The organism is Saccharothrix sp. NPDC042600 (assembly GCF_040647305.1).
Classification (GTDB): Bacteria; Actinomycetota; Actinomycetes; order Mycobacteriales; family Pseudonocardiaceae; genus Actinosynnema; species Actinosynnema mutabilis.
Genome location: NZ_JBEZBW010000073.1, coordinates 1 through 21546, shown reverse-complemented (window position 1 = coordinate 21546; position 21546 = coordinate 1). Strand labels below are relative to the sequence as shown.

The window sequence follows — 21546 nt, the reverse complement described above, 5'->3', positions numbered from 1 at the left end:
GTCCGCAGCCGCCGGCCGCAAGGTGCGTCGCGCCACCATGAACGACGTGGCGCGGCTGGCCGGTGTCAGCATCAAGACGGTCTCGCGCGTGGTGAACGACGAGGCGGGCGTGCACCCGGCCACCGCCGAGCGCGTGCTCGCGGCCATCGACCAGCTCGGCTTCCGGCGCAACCTGAGCGCGCGCAACCTGCGCCGCGGCTCGTCGACCGGCACGGTCGGCCTGGTGCTGGAGGACGTGGGCAACCCGTTCTACTCGGGCGTGACGCGGGCGGTCGAGGAGGTCTCGCGGCTGCGCGGGCGGCAGGTCATCACCGGGTCGTCGGACGAGGACCCGGTGCGGGAGCGGGAGCTGGCGCTGGAGTTCTGCTCGCGCCGGGTGGACGGCCTGCTGATCGTGCCCGCCGGGTTGCAGCACGGGTACCTGGTGCCGGAGATGCGCGCGGGCACGCCGGTGGTGTTCCTGGACCGGCCGGCGGGTGACGTCGTGGCGGACACCGTGCTGGTGGACAACGTCGGCGGCACCACCGAGGCCGTGCGGCACCTGGCGTCGTTCGGGCACCGGCGGATCGCGTTCCTGGGCGACGCGCCGGACATCTTCACCGCGAACGAGCGGCTGCGCGGGTTCCGCGAGGGGTGCGTTCGGGCGGGTATCGGGTTCCACGAGTCGCTGGTCGTGATGGGTCCGCACGACGAGCAGTCGGTGCGCCAGGCGTTGCACGGCTTGACTTCCGGCGCGGACCCGGCGACGGCCGTGGTCACCGGCAACAACCGGATCACCGTGCACGCGCTGCGCGCGCTGGCCGGAGCCGCGCGGCGACCGGCCCTGGTGGGCTTCGACGACTTCGAACTGGCGGACCTGCTGTCGCCGCCGGTGAGCGTGATCGCGCACGACGCGAGCGCGCTGGGCAAGGCGGCGGCGGACCTGCTGTACGCCCGCTTGGACGGCGACGGGTCACCACCCCGTCGCGTGGTGCTGCCGGTGCGGCTGGTGGCCCGAGGATCAGGGGAGGTGCGGGTGTGACCGAGGGACCTGTCGACCTGCCGGCCAACCAGCCCCGGCAGTTCTACCGGGGCGGGGCGGCCATCGCGGCGCTGCGCGGCGAGCCGGACGCGGACTCGGGCAGCTTCGGGCCCGAGGACTGGGTGGCGTCCACGACGACCCTGTTCGGCCGGGACCCGGACGGCCTGACCCGCCTGCCCGACGGGCGGTGGCTGCGCGACGCCGTGCGGGCGGACCCGGTGGCGTGGCTGGGTCCCGCGCACGTGGCGGAGTTCGGGGCGGACACGGCGTTGCTGGTGAAGCTGTTGGACGCCGGCCAACGCCTGCCCGTGCACTGCCACCCGTCCAACGCGTTCGCGGCACGGCACCTGGATTGCCGGCACGGGAAGACCGAGGCGTGGATCGTGGTCGGGACGACCGGTCCCGCGCCGACGGTCTACATCGGCTTCCGCGAGGACGTGCCGGCGTCGGCCGTGTCCGAGTGGGTGTCCACACAGGACTCTTCGGCGATGCTGTCGGCCCTGAACCCCGTCGAGGTGCGGCTCGGTGACACGGTTTTCGTGCCCGCCGGCGTGCCGCACGCGATCGGTGAGGGGGTATTCATCGTCGAGTTGCAGCAACCGACGGACTTCTCGGTGACCTTGGAGTGGCAGGGTTTCCTGGACAACCCCGACGCTTGGCACCTGGGGTTGGGGCAGGAGACCGCGTTGGGTTGCGTGGAGCGGTCGGCTCAGCGGGTGGAGGACCTGGTGCTGCGGACGGGGACCGACGGTTCGGCCAACCTGCTGGGGCCGCAGGCGGATCCGTTCTTCCGGGCGGATCGGCTGCACGTGTCGGGACGGGTGGCGTTGGAGGAGTCCTTCGCCGTGCTGGTGGTCCTGGAGGGCGAGGGCTTTGTGGGCTCGCTACCGGTGCGACGAGGAAGCACCGTGGTGATACCCCACGCAGCCGGCCCATGCGCCCTAACCGGCACCCTCACAACCATCCGCTGCCGCCCACCCGTAACCCCTTAACCCCCCACCGCCTGCGCCCCCACCCACCCACACGCAGCCGCCCTCACCACCCGCCACCCGCCGCGAGGCGCGAGGCGCTCCACGACCCACCCCGACCAACCACCGCCACCAACACCACCCGCCGCAACCCACCACCCGCCAAACCCGCCCGCCGCAACCCACCACCCGCCAAACCCGCCCGCCGCAACCCACCCCTGGTCGCCTCCCAACCCCGCCCACCAGCCCCGCCCGCCAAGCCCCAGCCGCCGGGCCCCGCCTACCCAGGCCCCAACCGCCAAGCCACACCCACCCACCCGGCCCAAACCGCCAAGCCGCACCCGCCTCGATCCACCGCCGCCAGCCGCCGGCCAGGCCACCGCACCCACCACCGACCGAGCTGCCGCCGTTCACCCACCACACCACTGAAAATTTTAGTCAACTGAACTAAGAATTTCTGTCGTCTGGAACGTCCGTCTGGAACCTTCGGCTGGAACGTCGGGAGGCGCCATGGCACAACCCCTGCTGGACGCTCGCAACCTGGTCAAGCACTACGGCAGCGTGGAAGCGCTGCGCGGCGCGTCGTTCACCGCCTACGCGGGCGAGGTCGTGGCCCTCATCGGGGACAACGGGGCCGGCAAGTCGACATTGGTCAAGTGCCTCTCCGGCGTGGAACAGCCGGATGACGGCGAGATCGTGTTCGACGGGTCCCCGACGGCCCTGCCCTCTCCCGTCGCGGCGCGGCGGCTCGGGATCGAGACCGTTTACCAAGACCTCGCCGTCGCGCCCGACCTCGACCCCGCCGCCAACCTCTACCTGGGGCGCGAACTCACCAAGCCCGGCCCGCTGGGGTGGATCGGCGTCCTCGACAAGAAGGAGATGCGGCGGCGCGCCACCGAGTCGTTCCGGGACCTGGGGGTCTCGTTGCAGAGCGTGGACGTGCCGATCGGCGCGCTGTCCGGTGGGCAGCGGCAGAGCGTGGCCGTGGCGCGCAGTGTCGTGTGGGCCAGTCGGCTGGTGTTCATGGACGAGCCCACCGCCGCGCTCGGCGTCGTGCAGCGGGAGCGGGTGCTCGACGTCGTCAGGCGGGTTCGGGACCAGGGCATGGCGGTGGTGCTGATCAGCCACAACATGCCCGAGGTGCTGGCGGTCGCGGATCGGGTCGAGGTGTTGCGGCTGGGGCGGCGGGTGGCGCGGTTCCGGGCGGCGGACACGACCGTGGAGGAGTTGGTCGGCGCGATGACCGGGGCTCTCTCGCAGGAGGACGCATGACCGACCGCACGGTGAAGCAGCGGCTGTTCGGCGCGAACACGTTGTGGATCGGGCTGGTCCTCGTCAGCCTGATCGCGGTGTTCGGCGCGATCCGGCCGGACGCCGTCCTGACCACGTTCACCCTCCAGACCACGCTGGTCGAGACGTCCGTCCTGCTGGTCCTGGGCGTCGGCATGACCTACGTGATCATCACGTCCGGCATCGACCTGTCCGTAGGGTCGGTGCTGGTCTTCTCCGGCGTCACTTCCGCCATGACCATGAACGCCCTCAACGACGGCAACGCCACCAACGCCGGCTGGGGCACGGTCTTCGTCGGCCTCCTGGTCGCCCTGGTCTCCGGCGCCGCCTGGGGGCTGCTCAACGGGCTCCTGGTCGCCAAGGCGGGCATCCCGCCGCTGATCGTCACCCTCGGGTCGTTCGGCGCGGCCCTCGGCGCGTCCCAACTGCTCTCCAACGGCTCGAACGTCGCCGGCGTGCCGAACGTCCTCGGCGACGGCCTCGGCACCGGCACCTGGTTCGGCGTCCCCAACCTGGTCCTGCTGGCGGCGGTCGTGACGGCGATCGGCGCGCTGGTCCTCACGACCACCCGCTTCGGCCGCTACACCTACGCGATCGGCTCCAACGAGGAGGCCGCGCGGCGGGTCGGCATCGGCGTCACCGGCCACCTGGTCAAGGTGTACCTGCTCGCGGGCACGTTGGCCGGGCTGGCCGGGTTCATGGCGCTGGCGTACTTCCGGGTCGCGTCCATCACCGGGCACGACACGGACAACCTCAACGCCATCGCGGCTGTCGTGCTCGGCGGCACCAGCCTGTTCGGTGGCTCGGGCTCGGTCGTCGGCACGGTGCTGGGCGTGTTCATCCCGGCCGTGCTGCGCAAGGGGTTCGTGATCGTCGGCGTGAACGTGTACTGGCAGCCCATCGCCGTGGCCATCGTGCTGGTGGCGGCGGTGTGGTTCGACCAGTCACGACGAAGGGCGCGCAATCAACGCTAGGCGAAAGGTGCGGGAGACATGTCAACGAGGACAGCCGCCCTGCTCGGGGCGACCCTGCTGCTGACCGCGTGCGGCGGTGGCGGCCAGATCGGTGATTCGGGCAGCTCCGGGAACACCAAGAAGATGGTCCTGATCCCGGGCGTGGCCGCCGAACCCTTCTACATCTCCATGGAGTGCGGCTTCCGCGAGGCCGCGAAGGCCAAGGGCTACGAGGTCGACGTCCAGGCCCCGACGAAGTTCGACTCGACGCTGCAGACCCCGATCGTCACGGGCGTGCTGGCGAACAAGCCGGGCGCGGTCCTCATCGCCCCGACCGACGACAAGGCGATGGCCGGGCCGATGAAGCAGTTGAAGGACGCCGGCATCAAGGTCGTGGAGGTGGACACCAAGCTGGAGGACACGTCCATCGCCGTCTCGACCGTGTCGTCCAACAACGAGCAGGGCGGTCAGCTCGCCGCGCAGACGCTGGCCAAGCTGGTGGGCGGCAAGGCGGGTTCGGTGCTGGTGCTGAACACCAAGGCGGGGACGTCCACGACCGACGCCCGCGCCAAGGGGTTCGAGGACGAGATCAAGAAGTTCCCGAACCTGAGGTACGTGGGCCAGCAGTACACCGACAACGAGCCGGACCAGGCGGCGTCGAAGGTGACGGCGACGCTGGCGGCGAACCCGGACCTGGTGGGCGTGTTCGCCACCAACCTGAACACGGGCGAGGGCGCGGCGACGGGCCTGCGCAACGCGGGCCGGACGGGCGCGGTGAACCTGGTCGGCTTCGACGCGAGCCCGAAGCAGGTGGAGGACCTGCGCGCCGGCGCGGTCCAGGCCCTGATCGCCCAGGACCCGGCGACCATCGGCCGGACCGGGGTGGAGCAGGCGATCGCGGCCCTGGAGGGCGGCACGGTCAAGCGGGACATCGAGACGAACCTGGTCGCGCTGACCAAGGCCGACATGGACGCCAACGAGAAGTACTTCTACAAGCAGAAGTGCTGACCGGGGCCGCCGCGCGCGCCACCCGCCGGCGCGCGCGGCGCCTCAGGCGTCGAGGTACTTGTTGGCCAGTTCGGAGTATTCCTTCTCCAGGTCGTCGGCCAGGTAGGCGACGTACGACCAGGGCACGTCGTGCACGTGGTCGCGCATGCCGAGCAGGTGCTTCTTCGCGCGGGGCGCGTCGTCGGCCAGGGCGAAGGCCGCCGCGAACAGGTTGTGGGCCTGCAACGAGCGCGGGTGGGCCTTGCCCGGTCGGGCCTCCCACTTGTCGGCGGCCTCGGCGATCTCGTCGCGCACCCGGCTGAAGTAGCGCATCTTCAGCGTGGCGATCTTGAACGCGCTGCGCGCCTGCACCGCGTCCTCGAACTGCTCCAGGAAGATCTCGAAGTGGGCCAGCGGCAGCATGGCCACCACCGGGTCGCCCACGGGAGCCGCGTCGACGCTGCCGTGCGCGAAGGCCATCATCTCCTCCGCCGAGCCGCCCCACTTCGCGGCCAGGATCTGCAGCCTGGTCCAGTGCGCCGGGTACAGCGACGGGCACCGCGCCACGATCTCGCGCCACACCTCGTCCTTCTGGTCCCGGTCGACCTGCAGGCCCAGGCCCGCCGTCTGCAGCTGCGACCAGGGGACGGCGTCGCCGGGCAGCAGCTTCGCGGCCTCGTGGAGGGGGCCGACGGCCTTGCGGAGGGTGCCGAAGAAGACCTTGAACCGGTCCTTGCCGACGGTGTCCGCGCGGCCCGAGCCGCGGATCGCCCACGCCTCCCGGATGAACGCCGTGCCGGCCAGCAGCCACAGGTCCGGGTCGGAGTTGGCCTTCGCCAGCTCCAGCAGCTCGTCGGCGTGGCCGATGGCGTGCTCGCCCAGCACCTCCGCGCGCAGGGCCCGGACCTCGGGCTCGTCGCGGCACTCCGCGAGCACGGTCGTGGCGGCCCTCAGGTGGCCCGCGTCCATCTCCTCGGCCGCGATGTCCAGGATCGCGTCGTCGTAGGTGTGGTCGCGCACCACCTCACGAGCCACCGCGGCGGGCCGCTTCCTCCGGAAAATCCCCACCCTGCCGACCCTACTTCCCCTCGACTCCGACTGGCGTAGTTCTTTCGTAGACCCGAACGCAAGCCTTTCCGCCGTTGTTTCCCACCCCACCACACCGATGGGGTGTGGGCACGAGATCCGAGGGGGAAACCATGCGAAGACTGGTAGTGACGGTGTCCGCCGCCCTGCTCGCCGCGGCCGGCCTGCCCGCCGTGGCGCAGGCCCAGGCCGATCCGTTGCGCGACCAGGCGATCACCTGGGGAGCGTGCACCGATCTGGACGTGCCCGTTCTTGAGTGTGCCACCTTCACGGCGCCGCGGGACTGGCGTGCCCCGCGCGACGGCAAGACGATCACCATCGCGATCAGCCGGCTCAAGGCGCGCAGCGGCCAGGCCAAGGCCAGCGTCCTGACCAACCCGGGTGGTCCGGGCGGGCCGGGGCGCACGCTGCCCGCGCTGTACCAGGACCGGGCGAAGCTCGTCCAGGACCACGACATCATCGGCATCGACCCGCGCGGCACGGGGGCGAGCACCAACGTCACGTGCGGCGGGTTCGACTTCCTGACGCTGACCGACCCGCGCGACCGCAGCCGCGAGAACGTGGACCTGCTCTACGACTCGGCCGAGCTGCAGGCCACGGCGTGCCAGGTGAAGTCCGGCGAGTTCGGCAAGGTGGTCAACACCGAGCAGACCGTGAAGGACCTGGACCTGCTGCGGCACCTGCTAGGCCGGGACAAGATCAGCTGGATCGGCTACTCGGGCGGCACGTGGATGGGCGCGTACTACGCCACGTACTTCCCGAACCGGGTGGACAAGTTCGTGCTCGACTCGAACACCGAGTTCACCACGACGTTCCAGGAGATCTTCGACGAGTTCGGGCGCGGCTTCCAGCGCCGGTTCGACGTGGACTTCCTGCCGTGGGTGGCCAAGTACGACAGCCTGTACCACCTGGGCACGACGGCCGAGCAGGTCCGTGCCGCCTACGAGAAGACGCGGGCGCGGCTGGCCGCCGACCCGATCCCGCTGCCCGACGGGCGGCTGCTCGACGGCGTCCTGCTGGACCTGGTGCTGGTGCAGGCCCAGTACAGCAAGTGGGCGTTCGCGGACGCCGCGGCACTGCTGTCGCAGCTCAACGCGGAGCAGAAGACGCTCGCGGCGCTGGACGTCCGCTACCCGGACGCGCCCAACGCCACGCTGTACGGGATCGCGTGCAACGACACCCGGTTCCGCGGCGGCCGGGAGTTCCTGGACCGGGAGGCGCGGGAGCTGGGCGCGAAGTACCCGCTGGTCGGCTACTACCAGATCCTCGCGCCGTGCGCGTTCTGGAACCGCCCGCCGTTGCAGCTGAAGACGCCCACCGGCAAGGGCGTGCCGCCGATCCTGATGGTGCAGTCGGTGCGCGACCCGGCGACGCCGCTGGAGGGCGCGCAGCGGGCGCACGACCGGTTCGCGGGTTCCCGGATGATCACCGTGGCCGACGAGGGTGACCACGGCATCTACGGCTTCGGCAACGCCTGCGTGAACGACCTGGTGGAGTCGTTCATCGTGGACGGCAAGGTCCCGCCGCGCGACACCACGTGCCCGGGTGAGCCGCTGCCGGACCCGACCGCGATGCCGGCGAGCAAGAAGCCGTCGTTGGCGCACGGCTGGCTGTGACCCGTTAATGGGGTCGGGGGTTCGCCCCCGGCCCCATTAACGTTCGTGTCATGGACTTGCACCAGGTGTTCGCGGACGTGCCGCGCGTGGGCGAGGTCGACGGCTGCACGTACTGCTACCCGCAGCACGAGCTGGACCTGCTCGGCGGCGACCCGGCGCTGGTCCCGGACGACCTGGTCACGAGCTTCGCCCGCGAGGTCACCGACCACTGGTCGGAGGGCCAGTACGGCCTGCTGTGGCGGGGGCTGGCCCCGCGCATCCTGGCGGCCCTGGAGGCGTCCCCGGACGAACTCCTGCTGCACGGCCTGACCTTCGCGCACTTCTCCGAGTGGCCGCGGGCCGAGCAGGACGCCGTGCGCGCCGAACTCCGCGCCATGATCGCCCGCGCGATCGACCACCAGCCCCCACGCCACACGCACACCCTGATCTGCGCCGCCGCCCACGCGGACCGCGACCTGACCCCGTGGCTGGACCACCTGCACACCCTGCCGGACCCGGGCGTCGCCGCCCTGGCCCGCTACTGGGCCCACGACGTGGGCGGCGGCTACGAGCCGACCCTGTGGTACTTCCCCGAGGACCCGGCGGCCCCGATCCGCGCCTGGCTGGGCTCCGACGCCCTGCGGGACCGCCTGGCCCGGCTCGGCGACGCCGACACCCTGATCGCGATCGCCGAAGCGCTCGCCGAGCACTAGTACCCCGACGCGCCCGACTGGCGGCGCTTGGCCGCGTACACCCCCGCCTCCGTGCGCCGGTCGAAGCCGAGCTTGTGCAGCAGGGACGACACGTAGTTCTTGACCGTCTTCTCCGCCAGGTACAGCCGCTGCGCGATCTGCCGGTTGGTCAGCCCCTCCGCGATCAGGTCCAGGATGCGCCGCTCCTGCGGGCTCAGGGACGCGTACCGCGGGTCCTCCACCGGGCCGCCGCGCAGGCGTTGCAGCACGGTCGCCGTCACGCCCGAGTGCAGCAGCGACCCGCCGGCGGCCAGCGTGCGGATCGCCGAGACCAGGTCGTTGCCGGACACCTGCTTGAGCATGTACCCCGCCGCGCCCGCCATGATCGCCCCGAACAGGGCCTCGTCGTCGGAGTACGACGTCAGCATCAGGCACGCCGGGGGCGGCTGGACGGTCGACCGGATCTCGCGGCACACCGTCACCCCGTCGCCGTCGGGCAGCCGCACGTCGATGACCGCCACGTCGGGCCGGTGCTCGACCGCCGCCGCGATGGCCGCCGCCGCGCTCTCCGCCTCCCCCACCACCTCGATGTCGGACTCGACGTCGAGCAGCTGGTGCAGGCCGCGGCGCACGATCTCGTGGTCGTCCACGAGCAGGACCGAGATGGACATGAACCCTCCCTACCCTGTTACCAACGGCACCGACCACGTCACCGTTACGCCCTGTCCCACTTCCGACTGAACGCGGCACTCCCCGCCCCACCGCGCCGCCCGCGCGGCCATGTTCACCAGGCCGCCGGTGTGCCGGGCGCGGCCGTCGGGCAGGCCGTCGCCGTCGTCGCGCACCACCAGCACCAGCGCCGTGCCGTCGCGGTCCAGCGTGACGTCCACCTCGACCTTGCGCGCGGACGCGTGGCGGGCCGCGTTGGCCAGCGCCTCGCGCAGGGTGGCCAGCAGGTCCGGGCGGACGGGGTCGGGCACCAGGGAGTCGACCGGGCCGTCGGTGGACAGCACCGGCTCGAAGCCCAGCAGCCGGCTGGAGTCCTGCACCACCCGCATGAGCTGCATGCGCAGGTCGGCCTGCCCGGCGGGCGGTTCCTGCAGCGAGAAGATGGTCCGGCGGATCTCGCGGATGGTTTGATCGACCTCGTTGACGAAGTCCGCGAGCCGCTGCGCCACCAGCGGCTGCTCCACCAGCCCGTTGAGGCCCTGCAACCCCAGGCCCAGGCCGAACAGCCGTTGCACGACGAGGTCGTGCAGGTCGCGGGCGATGCGGTCGCGGTCCTCCAGCACGGCCAGCCGCCGGCCCGCGCCGGTCGCCCGGGTGAACTCCAGGATCAGCGCCGCCTGCCGCGCGAACGACTCCACCAGCGCCACGTCGGAGGCGTCGAACGCCCGCTGGTCGCGGGCGCGGGCCACCAGGAGCACGCCCAGCACCCGGTCGCCCGCGGCCAGCGGCACGACCACGACCGGTCCGATGCGGTCGAAGTGGCCGGGCAGGCCGTCGAGGACCTTGGTCTTGCCGGTGGCGAACACCTCGCGGCTCGCGCTGCCCTCCCGGGACACGGTGAAGCCGCGCAGCTCGCCGTCCACGACCCGCGCGGCCAGCTCGCCGTGGGCGTCGGGCAGCGCCAGCGCGGCGCACACCGCGTCGGCCGCCAGCCGGGCCCGCACCGCGACCAGGCGCAGCGCGTCCCGGTCCGGGGTGCCGGTGAGCAGGGCGTTGGTGACCTCGTTGGACGCGCGCAGCCACACCTCGCGCTGCTTGGACCGCTCGTAGAGGCGGGCGTTCTCGATGGCGATGCCGGCCGCCGCGGCGATCGCCTCCACCACCTCGTGGTCGCCGCGGGTGAAGTCCGCGCCGCCGACCTTGTCGGTGAGGTAGAGGTTGCCGAACACCTCGCCGCGCACGTGCACGGGGACGCCCAGGAACCGGGCCGAGGCCGGGTCGAACGCGGTGCCGTCGAACTCGGCGTGGTGCGGCTCGTCGCCGTGGGTGAACTCCAGCAGCTGCCGGTTCGGCCCGACCACGGCCAGCGCGCCGTAGCGGGCGTCGACCAGGCTGCACGACGACTCCACGATCCGGCGCAGCACGTCGGGCAGCGACAGGTCGCTCGCGAGCGACACCACCGCGTCCAGCAGCCGGTGCATGCGCTCCTGGGAGACGAGCACCTCGGCCGTCCGGTCGGTGAGCTGGCGCAGCAGGCCGTCCAGGCGCGCCGCGTTCGCGTCCGGGGATCCAGGCAAGGGAGAACCCACCCCTCAAGCAGGGAGGATTCCGAGGTTAGCGCCTCCGGTCAGGGGATGCGACGGCCCGACACGACCTCCAGTTCGACGGCCAGGTAGTGGTCGCGCGCCCCGTGCCCGCGGGAGGCCAGCGGCAGGCGGCGGACCCGGTCCAGGCGCTGCTCGTCCACGACCTCGCTGATGTGGCCGACCGCCATCACGGTCCAGCCCTTCGACAGGTCCGGCTCCACCTCGTCGATCTCGAAGGCCACGATCGTGTCGCGGGCGACCAGCGTCGCGCTGCCCTCGGGCACGCGCAGCACCACCGCGTCGCCGTCGAGCGCGTAGACCACCGGGTGGATGACCGGGAGCGCCCGGTCGGTGTAGACCAGCCGCCCGATCGACGCGGTGCCCAACAACCGCAGGCACTCCTCGCGAGGGAGCACCTGGAGCCCAGCGGAGTCGTACATCGCACCTCTTCATTCCCCCAGTTGCCGGAGTAAATCGTTCTTCCTCGTGATCGTCGTTGCCTAGAGTCGGAAGTCCCGGCTTCGACGTCCGACCCGGATGGGGGATTTTTTCCATGCGCACGCTCGACGTACCCGCCCTGCTCCGCCGCATCGGCGCCGAGGCCGAGCCGCCGAGCCCGGCCGCGCTGACGCGGTTGCACCAGGCCTTCGTGGAGCACGTGCCCTACGAGGCCGTGGAGGTCCAACTCGGACGGGTGACGTCGTTGGACCCCGTGGACTCGCTGGACCGGGTCCTGGCCGGCCGCGGCGGCTACTGCTTTCACCTGAACGGGGTGTTCGGCGCGGCCCTGGAGGCGCTCGGGTACCGGGTGACCAGGCACCGGGCGGGCGTGCAGATGCGGCCCGAGGACGAGCCGGTGATCAACCGCAACCACGTGGGCCTGTTCGTGCACGACCTGGACGACTGCCTGTGGCTGGTCGACGTGGGCCTGGGCGACGGCCTGCACGCGCCCCTGCCGCTGCGCACCGGCGCCTACGCGCAGGGCCCGTTCACCATCGGGCTGCGGCCCTCGGAACTCGCGCCCGGCGGCTGGCGGCTGGACCACGACCCGCGGGGCAGCCTGCACGGGGTGGACTTCGACCCGCAACCCGTGGAGCTGTCCACGTTCGCCGACCGGCACCTGCACCTGTCCACGTCGCCGGAGTCGGGGTTCGTGCGGACGTTCTGCGCCCAGCGCACCGACGGCTCGGGCTGGGACTCGATGCGCGCGCTGACCCTGTCCCGGGTCGAGGAGACGACGAAGAAGACCGTGCTGGAGACGCCCGGCGACTGGTTCGCGGCGCTGGCCGACGTGTTCGGGCTGGTGTTCACCGCCGAGGAGCGGGACGTGCTGTGGACCAAGGCGCTGGCGCAGCACGAGGCGCACGTCAGCTCAAGCCGACCGTGAACCCCTCGTCCTGGATGCCCCGGTAGAGCCGGGGCGCGAAGGTCGTCATGGCCCGCTCGATGACCGGGACGAGGTTGGCGGCGTCGCCCAGCGGCAGCCGGTAGGCGCCGTCCGGCCTGGCCGGCGGCGCCAGGCCGGGGTGGCGAAGGCGTGCGGGTGGGCGGGCAGCGGGTCGAGGCGGACCAGCGTGCGGCGGGTCAGGGCGTCGGAGAGCCGCACAGCCTGTTCGCGGGTGCGGGAGATGCGCACCGCGGCCAGGTCCGGCCACGGCACCGCCGGGTGTCCCGGGTGCCGATGTCGATGACGACCGGAGTCACCCACCCACCCCCTCGACCAGTCGGTCAGCCGCGGCGTAGGGGTCCAGCTCACCCGCCACGACCCGTTTGGCCAGCGTGGTCAGCGCGCTGCCGCCGTGCAGGTCGCCGATGCGGGAGCGCAGGCCCTCCAGGGCGATGGCCTCGATCTCGGCCTCCGCCCGCCGGGCGCGCCGCCGGTCCAGCTCGCCCTTCTCGTGCAGCCAGGCGCGGTGGGAGTCGATGGCGTCCACGACGTCCCGCACGCCCTCGCCCCGCGCGGCCACCGTCTTGACCACCGGGGGCCGCCACAGGGCCTCGGCGCGTTCGCGGCGGCCGAGCGAGATCATGTGCTTGAGGTCGCGGGCGGTCTGGTCGGCGCCGTCGCGGTCGGCCTTGTTGACCACGAACACGTCCGCGATCTCCAGGATGCCCGCCTTGGCGGCCTGGATGCCGTCGCCCATGCCGGGCGCGAGCAGCACGACCGTGGTGTCGGCCAGCGACACCACCTCGACTTCGGACTGGCCCACGCCGACGGTCTCGACCAGCACGACGTCGCAGCCGGCGGCGTCCAGGACGCGCAGCGCCTGCGGGGTCGCCCAGGACAGCCCGCCCAGGTGGCCGCGCGTGGCCATCGAGCGGATGAAGACACCCGGGTCGGTGGCGTGTTCACCCATCCGGACCCGGTCGCCGAGCAACGCGCCGCCGGAGAACGGGGACGACGGGTCCACCGCCAGCACCCCGACCCGCTTGCCGCGCTCCCGGTAGGCCCGCACCAGCGCGGAGGTGGAGGTGGACTTGCCCACGCCCGGCGCACCGGTCAGGCCGATGACCTGGGCGTTCCCGGTGAACGGGGACAGCGCGGCGGCGACCTCGCGCAGGTGCGGGCTGGCGTCCTCGACCAGCGAGATCAGCCTGGCGACCGCGCGCGGTTGGCCCTCACGCGCGCGGTCGACCAGCTCTGCCACGTCAACGGTGCGGGTCACACCCCTAGACCTTAGGCACGCGCACGATCAGGGCGTCGCCCTGACCGCCGCCGCCGCACAGGGCCGCCGCGCCCACGCCGCCGCCGCGGCGCTTGAGCTCCAGCGCGAGGTGCAGCGCGATCCGGGCGCCCGACATGCCGATCGGGTGGCCCAGCGCGATCGCGCCGCCGTTGACGTTGACCTTGTCCTCGGAGATCCCGAGCTGCCGGGTGGAGACCAGGCCGACCGCGGCGAAGGCCTCGTTGATCTCGACCAGGTCCAGGTCGGCCGGGTCGATGCCCTCCTTGGCGCACGCGGCCTTGATGGCGTTCGCGGGCTGCTCGTGCAGGCTCGCGTCCGGGCCCGCGACGACGCCGTGCGCGCCGATCTCGGCCAGCCAGGTCAGGCCCAGCTCCTCGGCCTTGGCCTTGCTCATCACGACCACGGCCGCCGCGCCGTCGGAGATCTGCGACGCCGAGCCCGCGGTGATGGTGCCGTCGGAGGCGAACGCCGGGCGCAGCTTGGCCAGCGTCTCCGCGGTGGTGTCGCCGCGCACGCCCTCGTCGGTGCTGAACAGGACCGGGTCGCCCTTGCGCTGCGGGATGGAGACCGGGGCGATCTCCTCGGCGAAGGTGCCGTCGGCGATGGCCTTGGCGGCGAGCTGGTGCGAGCGCGCGGAGAACGCGTCCTGCTCCTCGCGGGTCAGGCCGTAGCGGGAGTTGTACTTCTCGGTCGAGGCGCCCATCGCGACCTGGTCGAACGCGCAGAACAGGCCGTCGTGGGCCATGTGGTCCTGGACGGTGACGTCGCCGTACTTGAAGCCGCCGCGGGACTTGGGCAGCAGGTGCGGGGCCTGGGTCATGGACTCCTGGCCGCCCGCGACCACGATGTCGAACTCGCCGGCGCGGATGAGCTGGTCGGCCAGCGCGATGGCGTCGATGCCGGACAGGCACACCTTGTTGATGGTGAGCGCGGGCACCGACATCGGGATGCCGGCCTCGACCGCGGCCTGGCGGGCGGGGATCTGGCCGGCGCCCGCGGTGAGCACCTGGCCCATGATCACGTACTGGACCTGCTCGGGCGCGACGCCGGCCCGCTCCAGCGCCGCCTTGATCGCGACGCCGCCGAGCTGGGCGCCGGAGAAGTCCTTCAACGATCCGAGCAGTCGCCCCATCGGGGTACGGGCCCCGGCGACGATGACGGAACCGGACACATCGGCCTCCACGAGCATGTGTAAGCGGTTGTTAACTCGTCACGATACCCAGGGTTACCCGAGGGTAAGTCTGTGAGACGAGGCACAGCCCACCCTGCACCGATTCCGGTCCTACCCTCGTTGCCATGCAAGAACAACTCCGCGGTTTCGTCACCGCCATCGACCACGTCGGGATCGCCGTGCCGGACCTCGACGCCGCGATCGCGTTCCACCGCGAGAACCTCGGCCTGGAGGTGGCGCACGAGGAGGTCAACGAGGAGCAGGGCGTGCGCGAGGCCATGCTCCGCGCGCCGGGCGACACCGGTTCCGGGACGGCCGTCCAGCTCCTGGCCCCGCTCACGCCGGAATCCACGATCGCCAAGTTCATCGACCGCTCGGGTCCGGGCCTGCAGCAGCTCGCCTACCGGGTGTCCGATGTGGACGCCGCCGCGGCGGCCCTGCGCGCGCGGGGCCTGCGGTTGCTGTACGAGACGGCCAAGCGCGGCACGTCCAACTCCCGGGTGAACTTCATTCACCCGAAGGACGCGGGCGGCGTGCTGGTCGAACTGGTCGAACCGGCGGAAGCTCACTGAAGGGCGGTGGCCACGAAGGCGAGTTCCTGGTCCATCCGGTCGTCCTCCGGCGCGTGCCGGGCGACCGAGTGCCGGTAGCTGACGGCGAGCGCGACCAGCGCGGACGCGCTGTCCACGTCCTTCTTGGCCACCGCCGCCCCACCGGCGGCGAGGATCACCTGCCGGATCTGCGCGGCGACGAGTTGGTAGCGGGCGTGCAGGGCGTCCCGCACGTCCTGGTGCGTGTCCGCCTCGCGCCACAGCAGGTGGCTGAGCAGCGGAGACGCGTTCAACCGGGCGTCCAGCGCGGCCACCAGCCGGCGCAGGCTCTCCGCGATGTCACCCACGACCACCACCCGCCGTTGGTCCACGGCGCCGTCGGGCAGTCGCTGCACGAGCGCGGCCAGCAGGTCTTTCTTGCGGCGGAAGTAGTAGTGCACGAGACCCTTGGGGACCCCGGCGCGTTCGGCGATGCGGGAGGTCGGCGTGGCGTCGAAGCCCGACTCGGCGAACAACTCCTCGGCCGCGTCCAAGATCCTCTCCCTGGCCGACGAGTCCTCTGCCAACGCGTGCCGCCTTTCACGGGATCGAGCGTGCGAGGCCGCCCGGCGGGCGACCTCGCGCGTTTCCAACCTAGTGCGAACCCGCCAGGCCCGAGTGGGCCGCGTTCGCCGCCGGCATCGCCATCGCGCCCATCGCGACGGTCAACACACCACCGACCCAGGACACCCACGACGCCGCCATCAGGTCGCTGTAGCCGATCACCCACGGGGAGATGAACAGCAGCGCACCGAGCAGCATCTGGAACCACTCGCCGTACACCATGGCGGGCATCGCGAGCGACGCGAGGCCGTCGATGGCGATGAGCGCGCCGAGCACGATCATCGTCCACATGGCCGCCGTGGACGTCTCCACCACGAGCGGCGACAGCAGCACCAGCGCGCCGATTGCGACTTCGGCCCAGTCCTGCCACCTGGTCCACGCCTTGGTCATGACCTGCACCTCCGTCCTGTGAAGCGGACAGCACCGATGCTCCGCTTGGTTGGCCGCCCGGTCAAGATGGACCGATCGGGTGCAACCCCAGTGCAATGCCTCACAGGTCCGGTTCTGAATCGGTTACCGGTGGGTAACCTCCGGCAACCTGCGTGGACCTGCGTCCAACGCCACAATCCCGGAGCATCACCCATTGGGAGGCACACGCCGTGCAGAAGATCCTCGACGCGATCCTCGCCGACGAACTGGACGCGGTCGGATCGCTTGACGTACCGGAGACCTACCGCGGCGTCACCGTGCACGCCGACGAGGTCGAGATGTTCCAGGGCCTGGCGACCAAGGACAAGGACCCCCGCAAGTCGCTGCACGTCGACGAGGTCCCCGTCCCGGAGCTGGGCCCGGGCGAGGCCCTGGTCGCCGTCATGGCGTCCGCGATCAACTACAACACCGTGTGGACCTCGATCTTCGAGCCGCTGTCCACGTTCGGGTTCCTCAAGCGCTACGGCAAGAGCTCGCCCGAGGCCGCCAAGCACGACCTGCCCTACCACGTGGTGGGCTCCGACCTGGCGGGCGTCGTGCTGCGCACCGGCCCCGGCGTCAACGCGTGGAAGGCCGGCGACCGGGTCGTCGCGCACTGCCTGGACGTCCAGCTGGAGCACCCGGACGGCCACAGCGACACCATGCTCGACCCGGAGCAGCGCATCTGGGGCTTCGAGACCAACTTCGGCGGCCTCGCCGAGATCGCCCTGGTCAAGGCCAACCAGCTGATGCCGATGCCCGACCACCTGTCCTGGGAGGAGGCCGCCTCCCCGGGCCTGGTCAACTCCACCGCCTACCGCCAGCTCGTGTCGGTCAACGGCGCGAACATGAAGCAGGGCGACACGGTCCTGATCTGGGGCGCGTCGGGCGGCCTGGGCTCCTACGCCACCCAGTTCGCGCTCAACGGCGGCGCCACCCCGATCTGCGTGGTCTCCTCGCCGGAGAAGGCCGAGATCTGCCGCAAGATGGGCGCCGAACTGATCATCGACCGGTCCGCCGAGGGCTACCGGTTCTGGAAGGACGAGCACGAGCAGGACCCGAAGGAGTGGAAGCGCCTCGGCGCGAAGATCCGCGAGCTGACCGGCGGTGAGGACCCGGACATCGTGTTCGAGCACCCGGGCCGCGAGACGTTCGGCGCGTCGGTGTTCGTGACCAAGAAGGGCGGCACGATCGTCACCTGCGCGTCCACCAGCGGGTACATGCACCAGTACGACAACCGCTACCTGTGGATGAGCCTGAAGCGGATCATCGGCTCGCACTTCGCGAACTACCGCGAGGCGTGGGAGGCCAACCGCTTGATCGCCAAGGGGAAGATCCACCCGACACTGTCCAAGGTGTACTCGTTGGACCAGGTCGGCCAGGCGGCCTACGACGTCCACCGCAACGCCCACCAGGGCAAGGTCGGCGTGCTGACGCTGGCGCCCGAGGAGGGCCTGGGTGTGCGCAACCACGAGAAGCGGGCGCAGCACCTCGACGCGATCAACCGTTTCCGGGGCGTCTAAAGGGAAAAGTCCGGCCGTGCGGGTGGCGGGGTGCCACTCGCACGGCCGGAACGGGTAGCGTGCACGTCATGGGCCTCGCCGACGACCGTGACCTCGTCCCCCTGGGATCCGGCTTCGACATCGTCAAACGCGGCTACGACCGCGCGCAGGTCGAGGACCACCTGGAGCGCCTCGACGCGGACCTGCGGCTGCTCGCGGCCGACCGGGACGCGGCGGTGTCGCAGACCAACGACCTGTCCCGCCAGCTCGAAGCCGCCCGCTCGGAGATCGCCGAGCTGCGCGGGCAGGTCGAACGCCTGTCCCTGCCGCCCACCACGCTGGAGGGCCTGAGCGAGCGGCTGCAGCGCATGCTGCGCCTCGCCCAGGACGAGGCCAACGAGATCAAGGCGCGCGCCGAGGCTGAGGGCGGGCACATCCGCGCCAAGGCCGAGGCCGACGCGGCCGTGCTGCGCACGAGGTACGAGAAGCTGATCGCCGAGCTGGACCAGCGGCGCACCGAGATGGAGGCCGAGCACCGGGGCGTGCTGGAGAAGGCGCGCGCCGAGGCCGACCGGATCGTGGGCGAGGCGCGGGACGCGGCGGCGAAGCTGGACGAGGAGTCCCTGCAGCGGCGGACCACCGTCGAGGAGGACTTCGAGATCGCGATGGCCGCCCGGCGCGTCGAGTCGATGAAGCTGCTCGCCGAGCAGGAGGCGGCGTCGAAGGGCGAGGCGGACCGGCGGGTGCGCGAGGCGGCCGAGGAGGCCGCGCGGGTGCGCGCCCAGATCGCCCAGGAGCAGGCTGCGTCCAACGCCGAGGCCCAGCGCCTGGTCCGCGAGGCCACCGAGGAGGCGAACCGCCGCCGGCACGACTCGATCAGCGAGGCGACCGCGCGCGTGCAGGAGGCCACCGACGAGGCCAACCGCCGGGTGCGGGAGGCGACGGAGGAGTCCAACCGCCGGGTCACGCAGGCGACGCAGAAGGTCGAGGCCCTGCGCCAGCTGCGCAACCGCCTGTCCCAGCAACTCCACTCGGTCCGCACGGCCCTGCACGAGGTCGTCCCCCTGCTGGACCCGCTGGAGGAGGAGAAGCCCCAGCCGACCCAGGTCACCCAGCCGGTGACGTCCACCGAGGCCCCCACCCAGCCCAAGGACACCCAGGCCGCTGCCGCCCAGCCGCCCGCCGCCAGCCAGCCGCCCGCCGCCGGCCAGCCGCAGGCCGCCCAGCCCGGCGCTGCCGGCCAACCCGCCGCACCCGCTGCCCAGCCGGCCGCCGCTCCTACCGCAGCAGGTCAGGTCCCCGCAGGTCAGCCCGCCGCAGGTCAGCCCGCCGCCGCTCCTACCGCAGCAGGTCAGGTCCCCGCAGGTCAGCCCGCGCAGCCGGCTCAGCCCAAGCCCCAGTCGCAGCCCCAGCAGGGCCCGGACGGTCCGACCCAGAAGATCGCCCGCCCGACCCCGCCCAAGGCCCGCTCCGGCAAGCGCTAGGCAGCGGCCCTACACCCCGACCCGTCGCCGCCAGTCGTCCACCGCACGCGCAAACGCTTGCGGCACCTCGACCGGCGTCAGGTGCCCCGCGTCGGCCAGCTCCACGTAGGTCGACGCGGGCAGCACGTCGGCCAACTCGCGCGCGGCGGTCGGCGGCGTCAGCGTGTCCTGCGCCCCCACCAGCACCAACGCCGGCACGTCCGCCCCCGCCAGCACGTCCCGGGAGTCCGGCCGGGCCGCCATGGCCCGTTGCGCCCACGCCACCTCCGCCGGCTCCTGCGCCAGGATCAGCTCCCGCACCCGCTCGACCACGCCGTCCGCCGGCACGGCCCCGACCAGCCCGCCGAGCACGGTGTCCGGCACCCACTCGACGCCCTCCTCCTCGACCCGCCGCGCCATCGTCAACCGGTTGGCCCGCGCCTCGTCGCCGTCCGCCGTGAACCGCGTGTCCGCGAGCACCAACCCGGCCACCCGCGACGGGTCGCGCCGCAGCAGCGCCATCGCGGCGTACCCGCCCATCGAGCACCCGCCGAGCACCACCCGGTCCAGCCCGCGGGCGTCCAACTCCCCCAGCACGTCGTCCGCGAGGACCCCCAGATCGGCCTCCCGGCCGCGCCCGCGCAGGTCCGGGGTGACCGGGTCGAGCACGTCGCGCACCCCGTCCCACATGCGCGAATCCAGCGGGAACGCGTGCAGCAGCACCAGCGGCAAATGATCCATGCCCGGAATTGTCGGTCCCCCTCGCTACCTTCGTCACATGACCTCGAACCCGGAAGAGATCCGCACCGAACGCCTGGTCCTCAGGCGCGTCGGGCCGGGTGACCTGCGTGCCGCGATCGCCGTCCTGTCCGACCCGGAGACCAGCCGCCACGACCAGTCGGGTAAGCCGTCCGCCGCGGAGACGGCCGACCTGTTGGCGCGGTGGCAGGCGCACTGGGTGCACGAGGGCGTCGGGTACTGGGCGGTGGTGCTGCCGGAGACCGGGGAGGTCATCGGCTTCGGCGGGCTGCACCACCACGAGCTGGACGGTGAGCGGACGCTCAACCTGTCCTACCGCCTGCGGCCCCGCCACCGGGGCCGGGGCTACGCGCCCGAGGTGGCCCGCGCGGCCGTCGAGTGGGCGCGGCGCGAGCGTCCGCACCGTCCGGTGGTGATCATCACCGACCCCGGTGACAGGCCCTCCCAGCGCGTCGCGGAGAAGCTGGGCTTCGCGCACGTGGGCGACAGCGTCACCGCCGGGGGTCCGGTGCTGGTCCACCGGCGTCAGGGGGTGGTGGCGATGACAGCCTGACGCTTCTCGCAAGGGCCGGACCAGGTGCGCGGCAGCGGTGTGGGCACCTCGGGCAGGGCCGTGGACACGATCGCGTCGAGCACCTCGTCGGACTGCCCGACGAAGAGGTGCTTGGCGCCGGGGAAGTCGATCACGTCCGCGGTCGGGAGGTCCGCACCGAACCGCCGCCTGGCCTCGGCCGGGGGGAGGTGGTCGTCGTGCTCCGGCACGAGGCACACCACCCTCTTGTCCACCCAACGCACGAGGTGTTCCGGCGTGCTCCAACGCAAGGGGGGTGAGATCAGGATCGCTCCGACAACCCGCGGGTCACACCCGTGCATCAATGCGAGATCCGTGCCGAAGGACCACCCGACCAGCCAGACGTCGGGCAGTCCGCGGTCGGCGACGAACGCCAGTGCGGCGGCGACATCCAGTCGCTCGCCCCTGGCGTTGTCGAAGCTGCCCTCACTACGGCCGGCCTCGCTGGCCGTGCCTCGCGTGTTGAACCGCAACACCGCCGCCCCCGCCAACGCGGGCAACCGCCATGCCGCCTTGCGCAGCAGGTGGGAATCCATCATGCCCCCGTGCGTGGGCAACGGGTGCAACATCACGAGGGTGGCCCGCGGCGCACGGTCCTCGGGCAACGCCAACTCCCCGACCAGCCGCAACCCGTCCGAGGTGACCAACGAGACGACCTCCCGCCGAGCGGGCAGGACGGTGTTCCCGGTGATCCGCACACCCTCACTCACAGCAACAACCCCATTCACCCCATCGTGCGACATACAGGATCCGCGACCAAACCCGACCTCGCGCGTCCCGTAAACAAGGAGCGCGGACAACGGCAGAACCCACTTCGCCCACCGGCCCCAACCGAACACCGCCACCCCACCGCAGCCAGCCGAGCCCCACCGCAGCCAGCCCCCGCCAGCCCGCCCAAGCCCCGCCAGCCCGCCCAAGCCCCGACCCCCGGCACCGCCGCAACCCCGCCTTCCAGCACCAAGCCGAGACCCCACGGCACCCACG

At 72.0% G+C, this 21546-nt stretch carries 22 protein-coding genes; 12 read left to right on the top strand and 10 right to left on the bottom strand.

Going from position 1 to position 21546, the window contains the following annotated elements; translation table 11 throughout:
- Positions 1-37: 37 nt before the first annotated feature.
- From AB0A74_RS31165 to AB0A74_RS31145, 5 genes are all read left to right on the top strand, one after another.
- Entirely contained in the window at positions 38-1021 is a 984-nt protein-coding gene (locus AB0A74_RS31165) for a LacI family DNA-binding transcriptional regulator (RefSeq protein ID WP_358255098.1), read from the top strand.
- On the top strand, positions 1018-2013 hold the full coding sequence (locus tag AB0A74_RS31160) for a mannose-6-phosphate isomerase (protein ID WP_358255068.1): 996 nt from the start codon (positions 1018-1020) through the stop codon (positions 2011-2013). The genes AB0A74_RS31165 and AB0A74_RS31160 overlap by 4 nt, the downstream gene beginning before the upstream one ends.
- A 486-nt stretch (positions 2014-2499) precedes the next feature.
- Entirely contained in the window at positions 2500-3261 is a 762-nt protein-coding gene (locus AB0A74_RS31155; RefSeq protein ID WP_358255066.1) for an ATP-binding cassette domain-containing protein, read from the top strand.
- On the top strand, positions 3258-4253 hold the full coding sequence (locus tag AB0A74_RS31150; protein ID WP_358255064.1) for an ABC transporter permease: 996 nt from the start codon (positions 3258-3260) through the stop codon (positions 4251-4253). Before AB0A74_RS31155 ends, AB0A74_RS31150 begins: the two co-directional genes overlap by 4 nt.
- Before the next feature lie 18 nt (positions 4254-4271).
- A complete protein-coding gene (locus AB0A74_RS31145; protein ID WP_358255062.1) occupies positions 4272-5240 on the top strand; it encodes an ABC transporter substrate-binding protein in 969 nt (322 codons plus the stop codon).
- Positions 5241-5282: 42 nt separating this feature from the next.
- Here the strand turns inward: AB0A74_RS31145 and AB0A74_RS31140 are convergent, their stop codons facing one another.
- A complete protein-coding gene (locus tag AB0A74_RS31140; RefSeq protein WP_358255060.1) occupies positions 5283-6287 on the bottom strand; it encodes a hypothetical protein in 1005 nt (334 codons plus the stop codon).
- 131 nt (positions 6288-6418) lie between these two features.
- On the opposite strand from AB0A74_RS31140, the gene AB0A74_RS31135 reads away from it, so the two are divergent.
- Both AB0A74_RS31135 and AB0A74_RS31130 read left to right on the top strand, forming a co-directional pair.
- Complete coding sequence (locus AB0A74_RS31135; RefSeq protein ID WP_358255058.1) at positions 6419-7921, top strand: alpha/beta hydrolase; 1503 nt, start codon at positions 6419-6421, stop codon at positions 7919-7921.
- 50 nt (positions 7922-7971) lie between these two features.
- Positions 7972-8613 (top strand): hypothetical protein, encoded by a 642-nt coding sequence (locus tag AB0A74_RS31130; protein WP_358255056.1) that lies wholly within the window; start codon positions 7972-7974, stop codon positions 8611-8613.
- Here AB0A74_RS31130 and AB0A74_RS31125 read toward each other — a convergent pair.
- The 3 genes from AB0A74_RS31125 to AB0A74_RS31115 are packed head-to-tail and all read right to left on the bottom strand — an operon-like array spanning position 8610 to position 11287.
- Entirely contained in the window at positions 8610-9263 is a 654-nt protein-coding gene (locus AB0A74_RS31125; RefSeq protein ID WP_358255054.1) for a response regulator transcription factor, read from the bottom strand. The genes AB0A74_RS31130 and AB0A74_RS31125 overlap by 4 nt on opposite strands.
- A gap of 9 nt (positions 9264-9272) precedes the next feature.
- A complete protein-coding gene (locus tag AB0A74_RS31120) occupies positions 9273-10838 on the bottom strand; it encodes a GAF domain-containing protein (protein ID WP_358255052.1) in 1566 nt (521 codons plus the stop codon).
- A gap of 50 nt (positions 10839-10888) precedes the next feature.
- Entirely contained in the window at positions 10889-11287 is a 399-nt protein-coding gene (locus AB0A74_RS31115; RefSeq protein WP_358255050.1) for a pyridoxamine 5'-phosphate oxidase family protein, read from the bottom strand.
- Between the two features lie 113 nt (positions 11288-11400).
- On the opposite strand from AB0A74_RS31115, the gene AB0A74_RS31110 reads away from it, so the two are divergent.
- Positions 11401-12234, top strand: a complete 834-nt coding sequence (locus AB0A74_RS31110; protein WP_358255048.1) for an arylamine N-acetyltransferase — start codon at positions 11401-11403, stop codon at positions 12232-12234.
- Positions 12235-12547: 313 nt separating this feature from the next.
- Here AB0A74_RS31110 and meaB read toward each other — a convergent pair whose 3' ends face one another.
- Together meaB and AB0A74_RS31100 are read right to left on the bottom strand one after the other, a co-directional pair.
- Entirely contained in the window at positions 12548-13513 is a 966-nt protein-coding gene (meaB, locus tag AB0A74_RS31105; RefSeq protein ID WP_358255046.1) for a methylmalonyl Co-A mutase-associated GTPase MeaB, read from the bottom strand.
- A gap of 4 nt (positions 13514-13517) precedes the next feature.
- Positions 13518-14705, bottom strand: coding sequence for an acetyl-CoA C-acetyltransferase (locus tag AB0A74_RS31100; RefSeq protein ID WP_358255044.1), 1188 nt, complete (start codon positions 14703-14705; stop codon positions 13518-13520).
- A 125-nt stretch (positions 14706-14830) separates the two neighbouring features.
- Between AB0A74_RS31100 and mce the strand changes: the two genes are divergently transcribed.
- On the top strand, positions 14831-15277 hold the full coding sequence (mce, locus tag AB0A74_RS31095; protein ID WP_358255042.1) for a methylmalonyl-CoA epimerase: 447 nt from the start codon (positions 14831-14833) through the stop codon (positions 15275-15277).
- Here the strand turns inward: mce and AB0A74_RS31090 are convergent.
- Together AB0A74_RS31090 and AB0A74_RS31085 are read right to left on the bottom strand one after the other, a co-directional pair.
- A complete protein-coding gene (locus tag AB0A74_RS31090) occupies positions 15271-15822 on the bottom strand; it encodes a helix-turn-helix domain-containing protein (protein ID WP_358255040.1) in 552 nt (183 codons plus the stop codon). The two genes, mce and AB0A74_RS31090, sit on opposite strands and share 7 nt — an antisense overlap.
- A gap of 67 nt (positions 15823-15889) precedes the next feature.
- Complete coding sequence (locus tag AB0A74_RS31085) at positions 15890-16249, bottom strand: SPW repeat protein (RefSeq protein WP_358255038.1); 360 nt, start codon at positions 16247-16249, stop codon at positions 15890-15892.
- A gap of 209 nt (positions 16250-16458) precedes the next feature.
- Here AB0A74_RS31085 and ccrA point away from each other — a divergent pair, with 209 nt between their 5' ends.
- Both ccrA and AB0A74_RS31075 read left to right on the top strand, forming a co-directional pair.
- Positions 16459-17790 carry a crotonyl-CoA carboxylase/reductase gene (gene ccrA, locus AB0A74_RS31080; RefSeq protein ID WP_343933188.1) on the top strand — a complete coding sequence of 444 codons (1332 nt, stop codon included), beginning with the start codon at positions 16459-16461 and terminating at the stop codon, positions 17788-17790.
- 68 nt (positions 17791-17858) lie between these two features.
- Positions 17859-19253 (top strand): chromosome segregation protein, encoded by a 1395-nt coding sequence (locus AB0A74_RS31075; RefSeq protein WP_358255036.1) that lies wholly within the window; start codon positions 17859-17861, stop codon positions 19251-19253.
- A gap of 9 nt (positions 19254-19262) precedes the next feature.
- Here AB0A74_RS31075 and AB0A74_RS31070 read toward each other — a convergent pair whose 3' ends face one another.
- Positions 19263-19973: an alpha/beta fold hydrolase gene (locus tag AB0A74_RS31070; protein WP_358255034.1), complete on the bottom strand. Its 711-nt coding sequence runs from the start codon at positions 19971-19973 to the stop codon at positions 19263-19265.
- 37 nt (positions 19974-20010) lie between these two features.
- Here AB0A74_RS31070 and AB0A74_RS31065 point away from each other — a divergent pair, with 37 nt between their 5' ends.
- Positions 20011-20544 (top strand): GNAT family N-acetyltransferase, encoded by a 534-nt coding sequence (locus tag AB0A74_RS31065; RefSeq protein WP_358255032.1) that lies wholly within the window; start codon positions 20011-20013, stop codon positions 20542-20544.
- Here the strand turns inward: AB0A74_RS31065 and AB0A74_RS31060 are convergent.
- Positions 20517-21272, bottom strand: a complete 756-nt coding sequence (locus tag AB0A74_RS31060; RefSeq protein ID WP_358255030.1) for an alpha/beta hydrolase — start codon at positions 21270-21272, stop codon at positions 20517-20519. The genes AB0A74_RS31065 and AB0A74_RS31060 overlap by 28 nt on opposite strands.
- Positions 21273-21546 lie beyond the last annotated feature (274 nt).

Excerpts from the sequence above, each read along its gene's own strand:
- AB0A74_RS31135 (WP_358255058.1), top strand. The coding sequence starts at position 6,419 with ATGCGAAGACTGGTAGTGACGGTGTCCGCCGCCCTGCTCGCCGCGGCC.
- AB0A74_RS31150 (WP_358255064.1), top strand. The coding sequence starts at position 3,258 with ATGACCGACCGCACGGTGAAGCAGCGGCTGTTCGGCGCGAACACGTTG.
- AB0A74_RS31125 (WP_358255054.1), bottom strand. The coding sequence starts at position 9,263 with ATGTCCATCTCGGTCCTGCTCGTGGACGACCACGAGATCGTGCGCCGC.
- AB0A74_RS31165 (WP_358255098.1), top strand. The coding sequence starts at position 38 with ATGAACGACGTGGCGCGGCTGGCCGGTGTCAGCATCAAGACGGTCTCG.
- AB0A74_RS31155 (WP_358255066.1), top strand. The coding sequence starts at position 2,500 with ATGGCACAACCCCTGCTGGACGCTCGCAACCTGGTCAAGCACTACGGC.
- AB0A74_RS31070 (WP_358255034.1), bottom strand. The coding sequence starts at position 19,973 with ATGGATCATTTGCCGCTGGTGCTGCTGCACGCGTTCCCGCTGGATTCG.
- AB0A74_RS31065 (WP_358255032.1), top strand. The coding sequence starts at position 20,011 with ATGACCTCGAACCCGGAAGAGATCCGCACCGAACGCCTGGTCCTCAGG.
- AB0A74_RS31110 (WP_358255048.1), top strand. The coding sequence starts at position 11,401 with ATGCGCACGCTCGACGTACCCGCCCTGCTCCGCCGCATCGGCGCCGAG.
- AB0A74_RS31085 (WP_358255038.1), bottom strand. The coding sequence starts at position 16,249 with ATGACCAAGGCGTGGACCAGGTGGCAGGACTGGGCCGAAGTCGCAATC.
- AB0A74_RS31130 (WP_358255056.1), top strand. The coding sequence starts at position 7,972 with ATGGACTTGCACCAGGTGTTCGCGGACGTGCCGCGCGTGGGCGAGGTC.
- mce (WP_358255042.1), top strand. The coding sequence starts at position 14,831 with ATGCAAGAACAACTCCGCGGTTTCGTCACCGCCATCGACCACGTCGGG.
- AB0A74_RS31145 (WP_358255062.1), top strand. The coding sequence starts at position 4,272 with ATGTCAACGAGGACAGCCGCCCTGCTCGGGGCGACCCTGCTGCTGACC.
- AB0A74_RS31075 (WP_358255036.1), top strand. The coding sequence starts at position 17,859 with ATGGGCCTCGCCGACGACCGTGACCTCGTCCCCCTGGGATCCGGCTTC.
- AB0A74_RS31115 (WP_358255050.1), bottom strand. The coding sequence starts at position 11,287 with ATGTACGACTCCGCTGGGCTCCAGGTGCTCCCTCGCGAGGAGTGCCTG.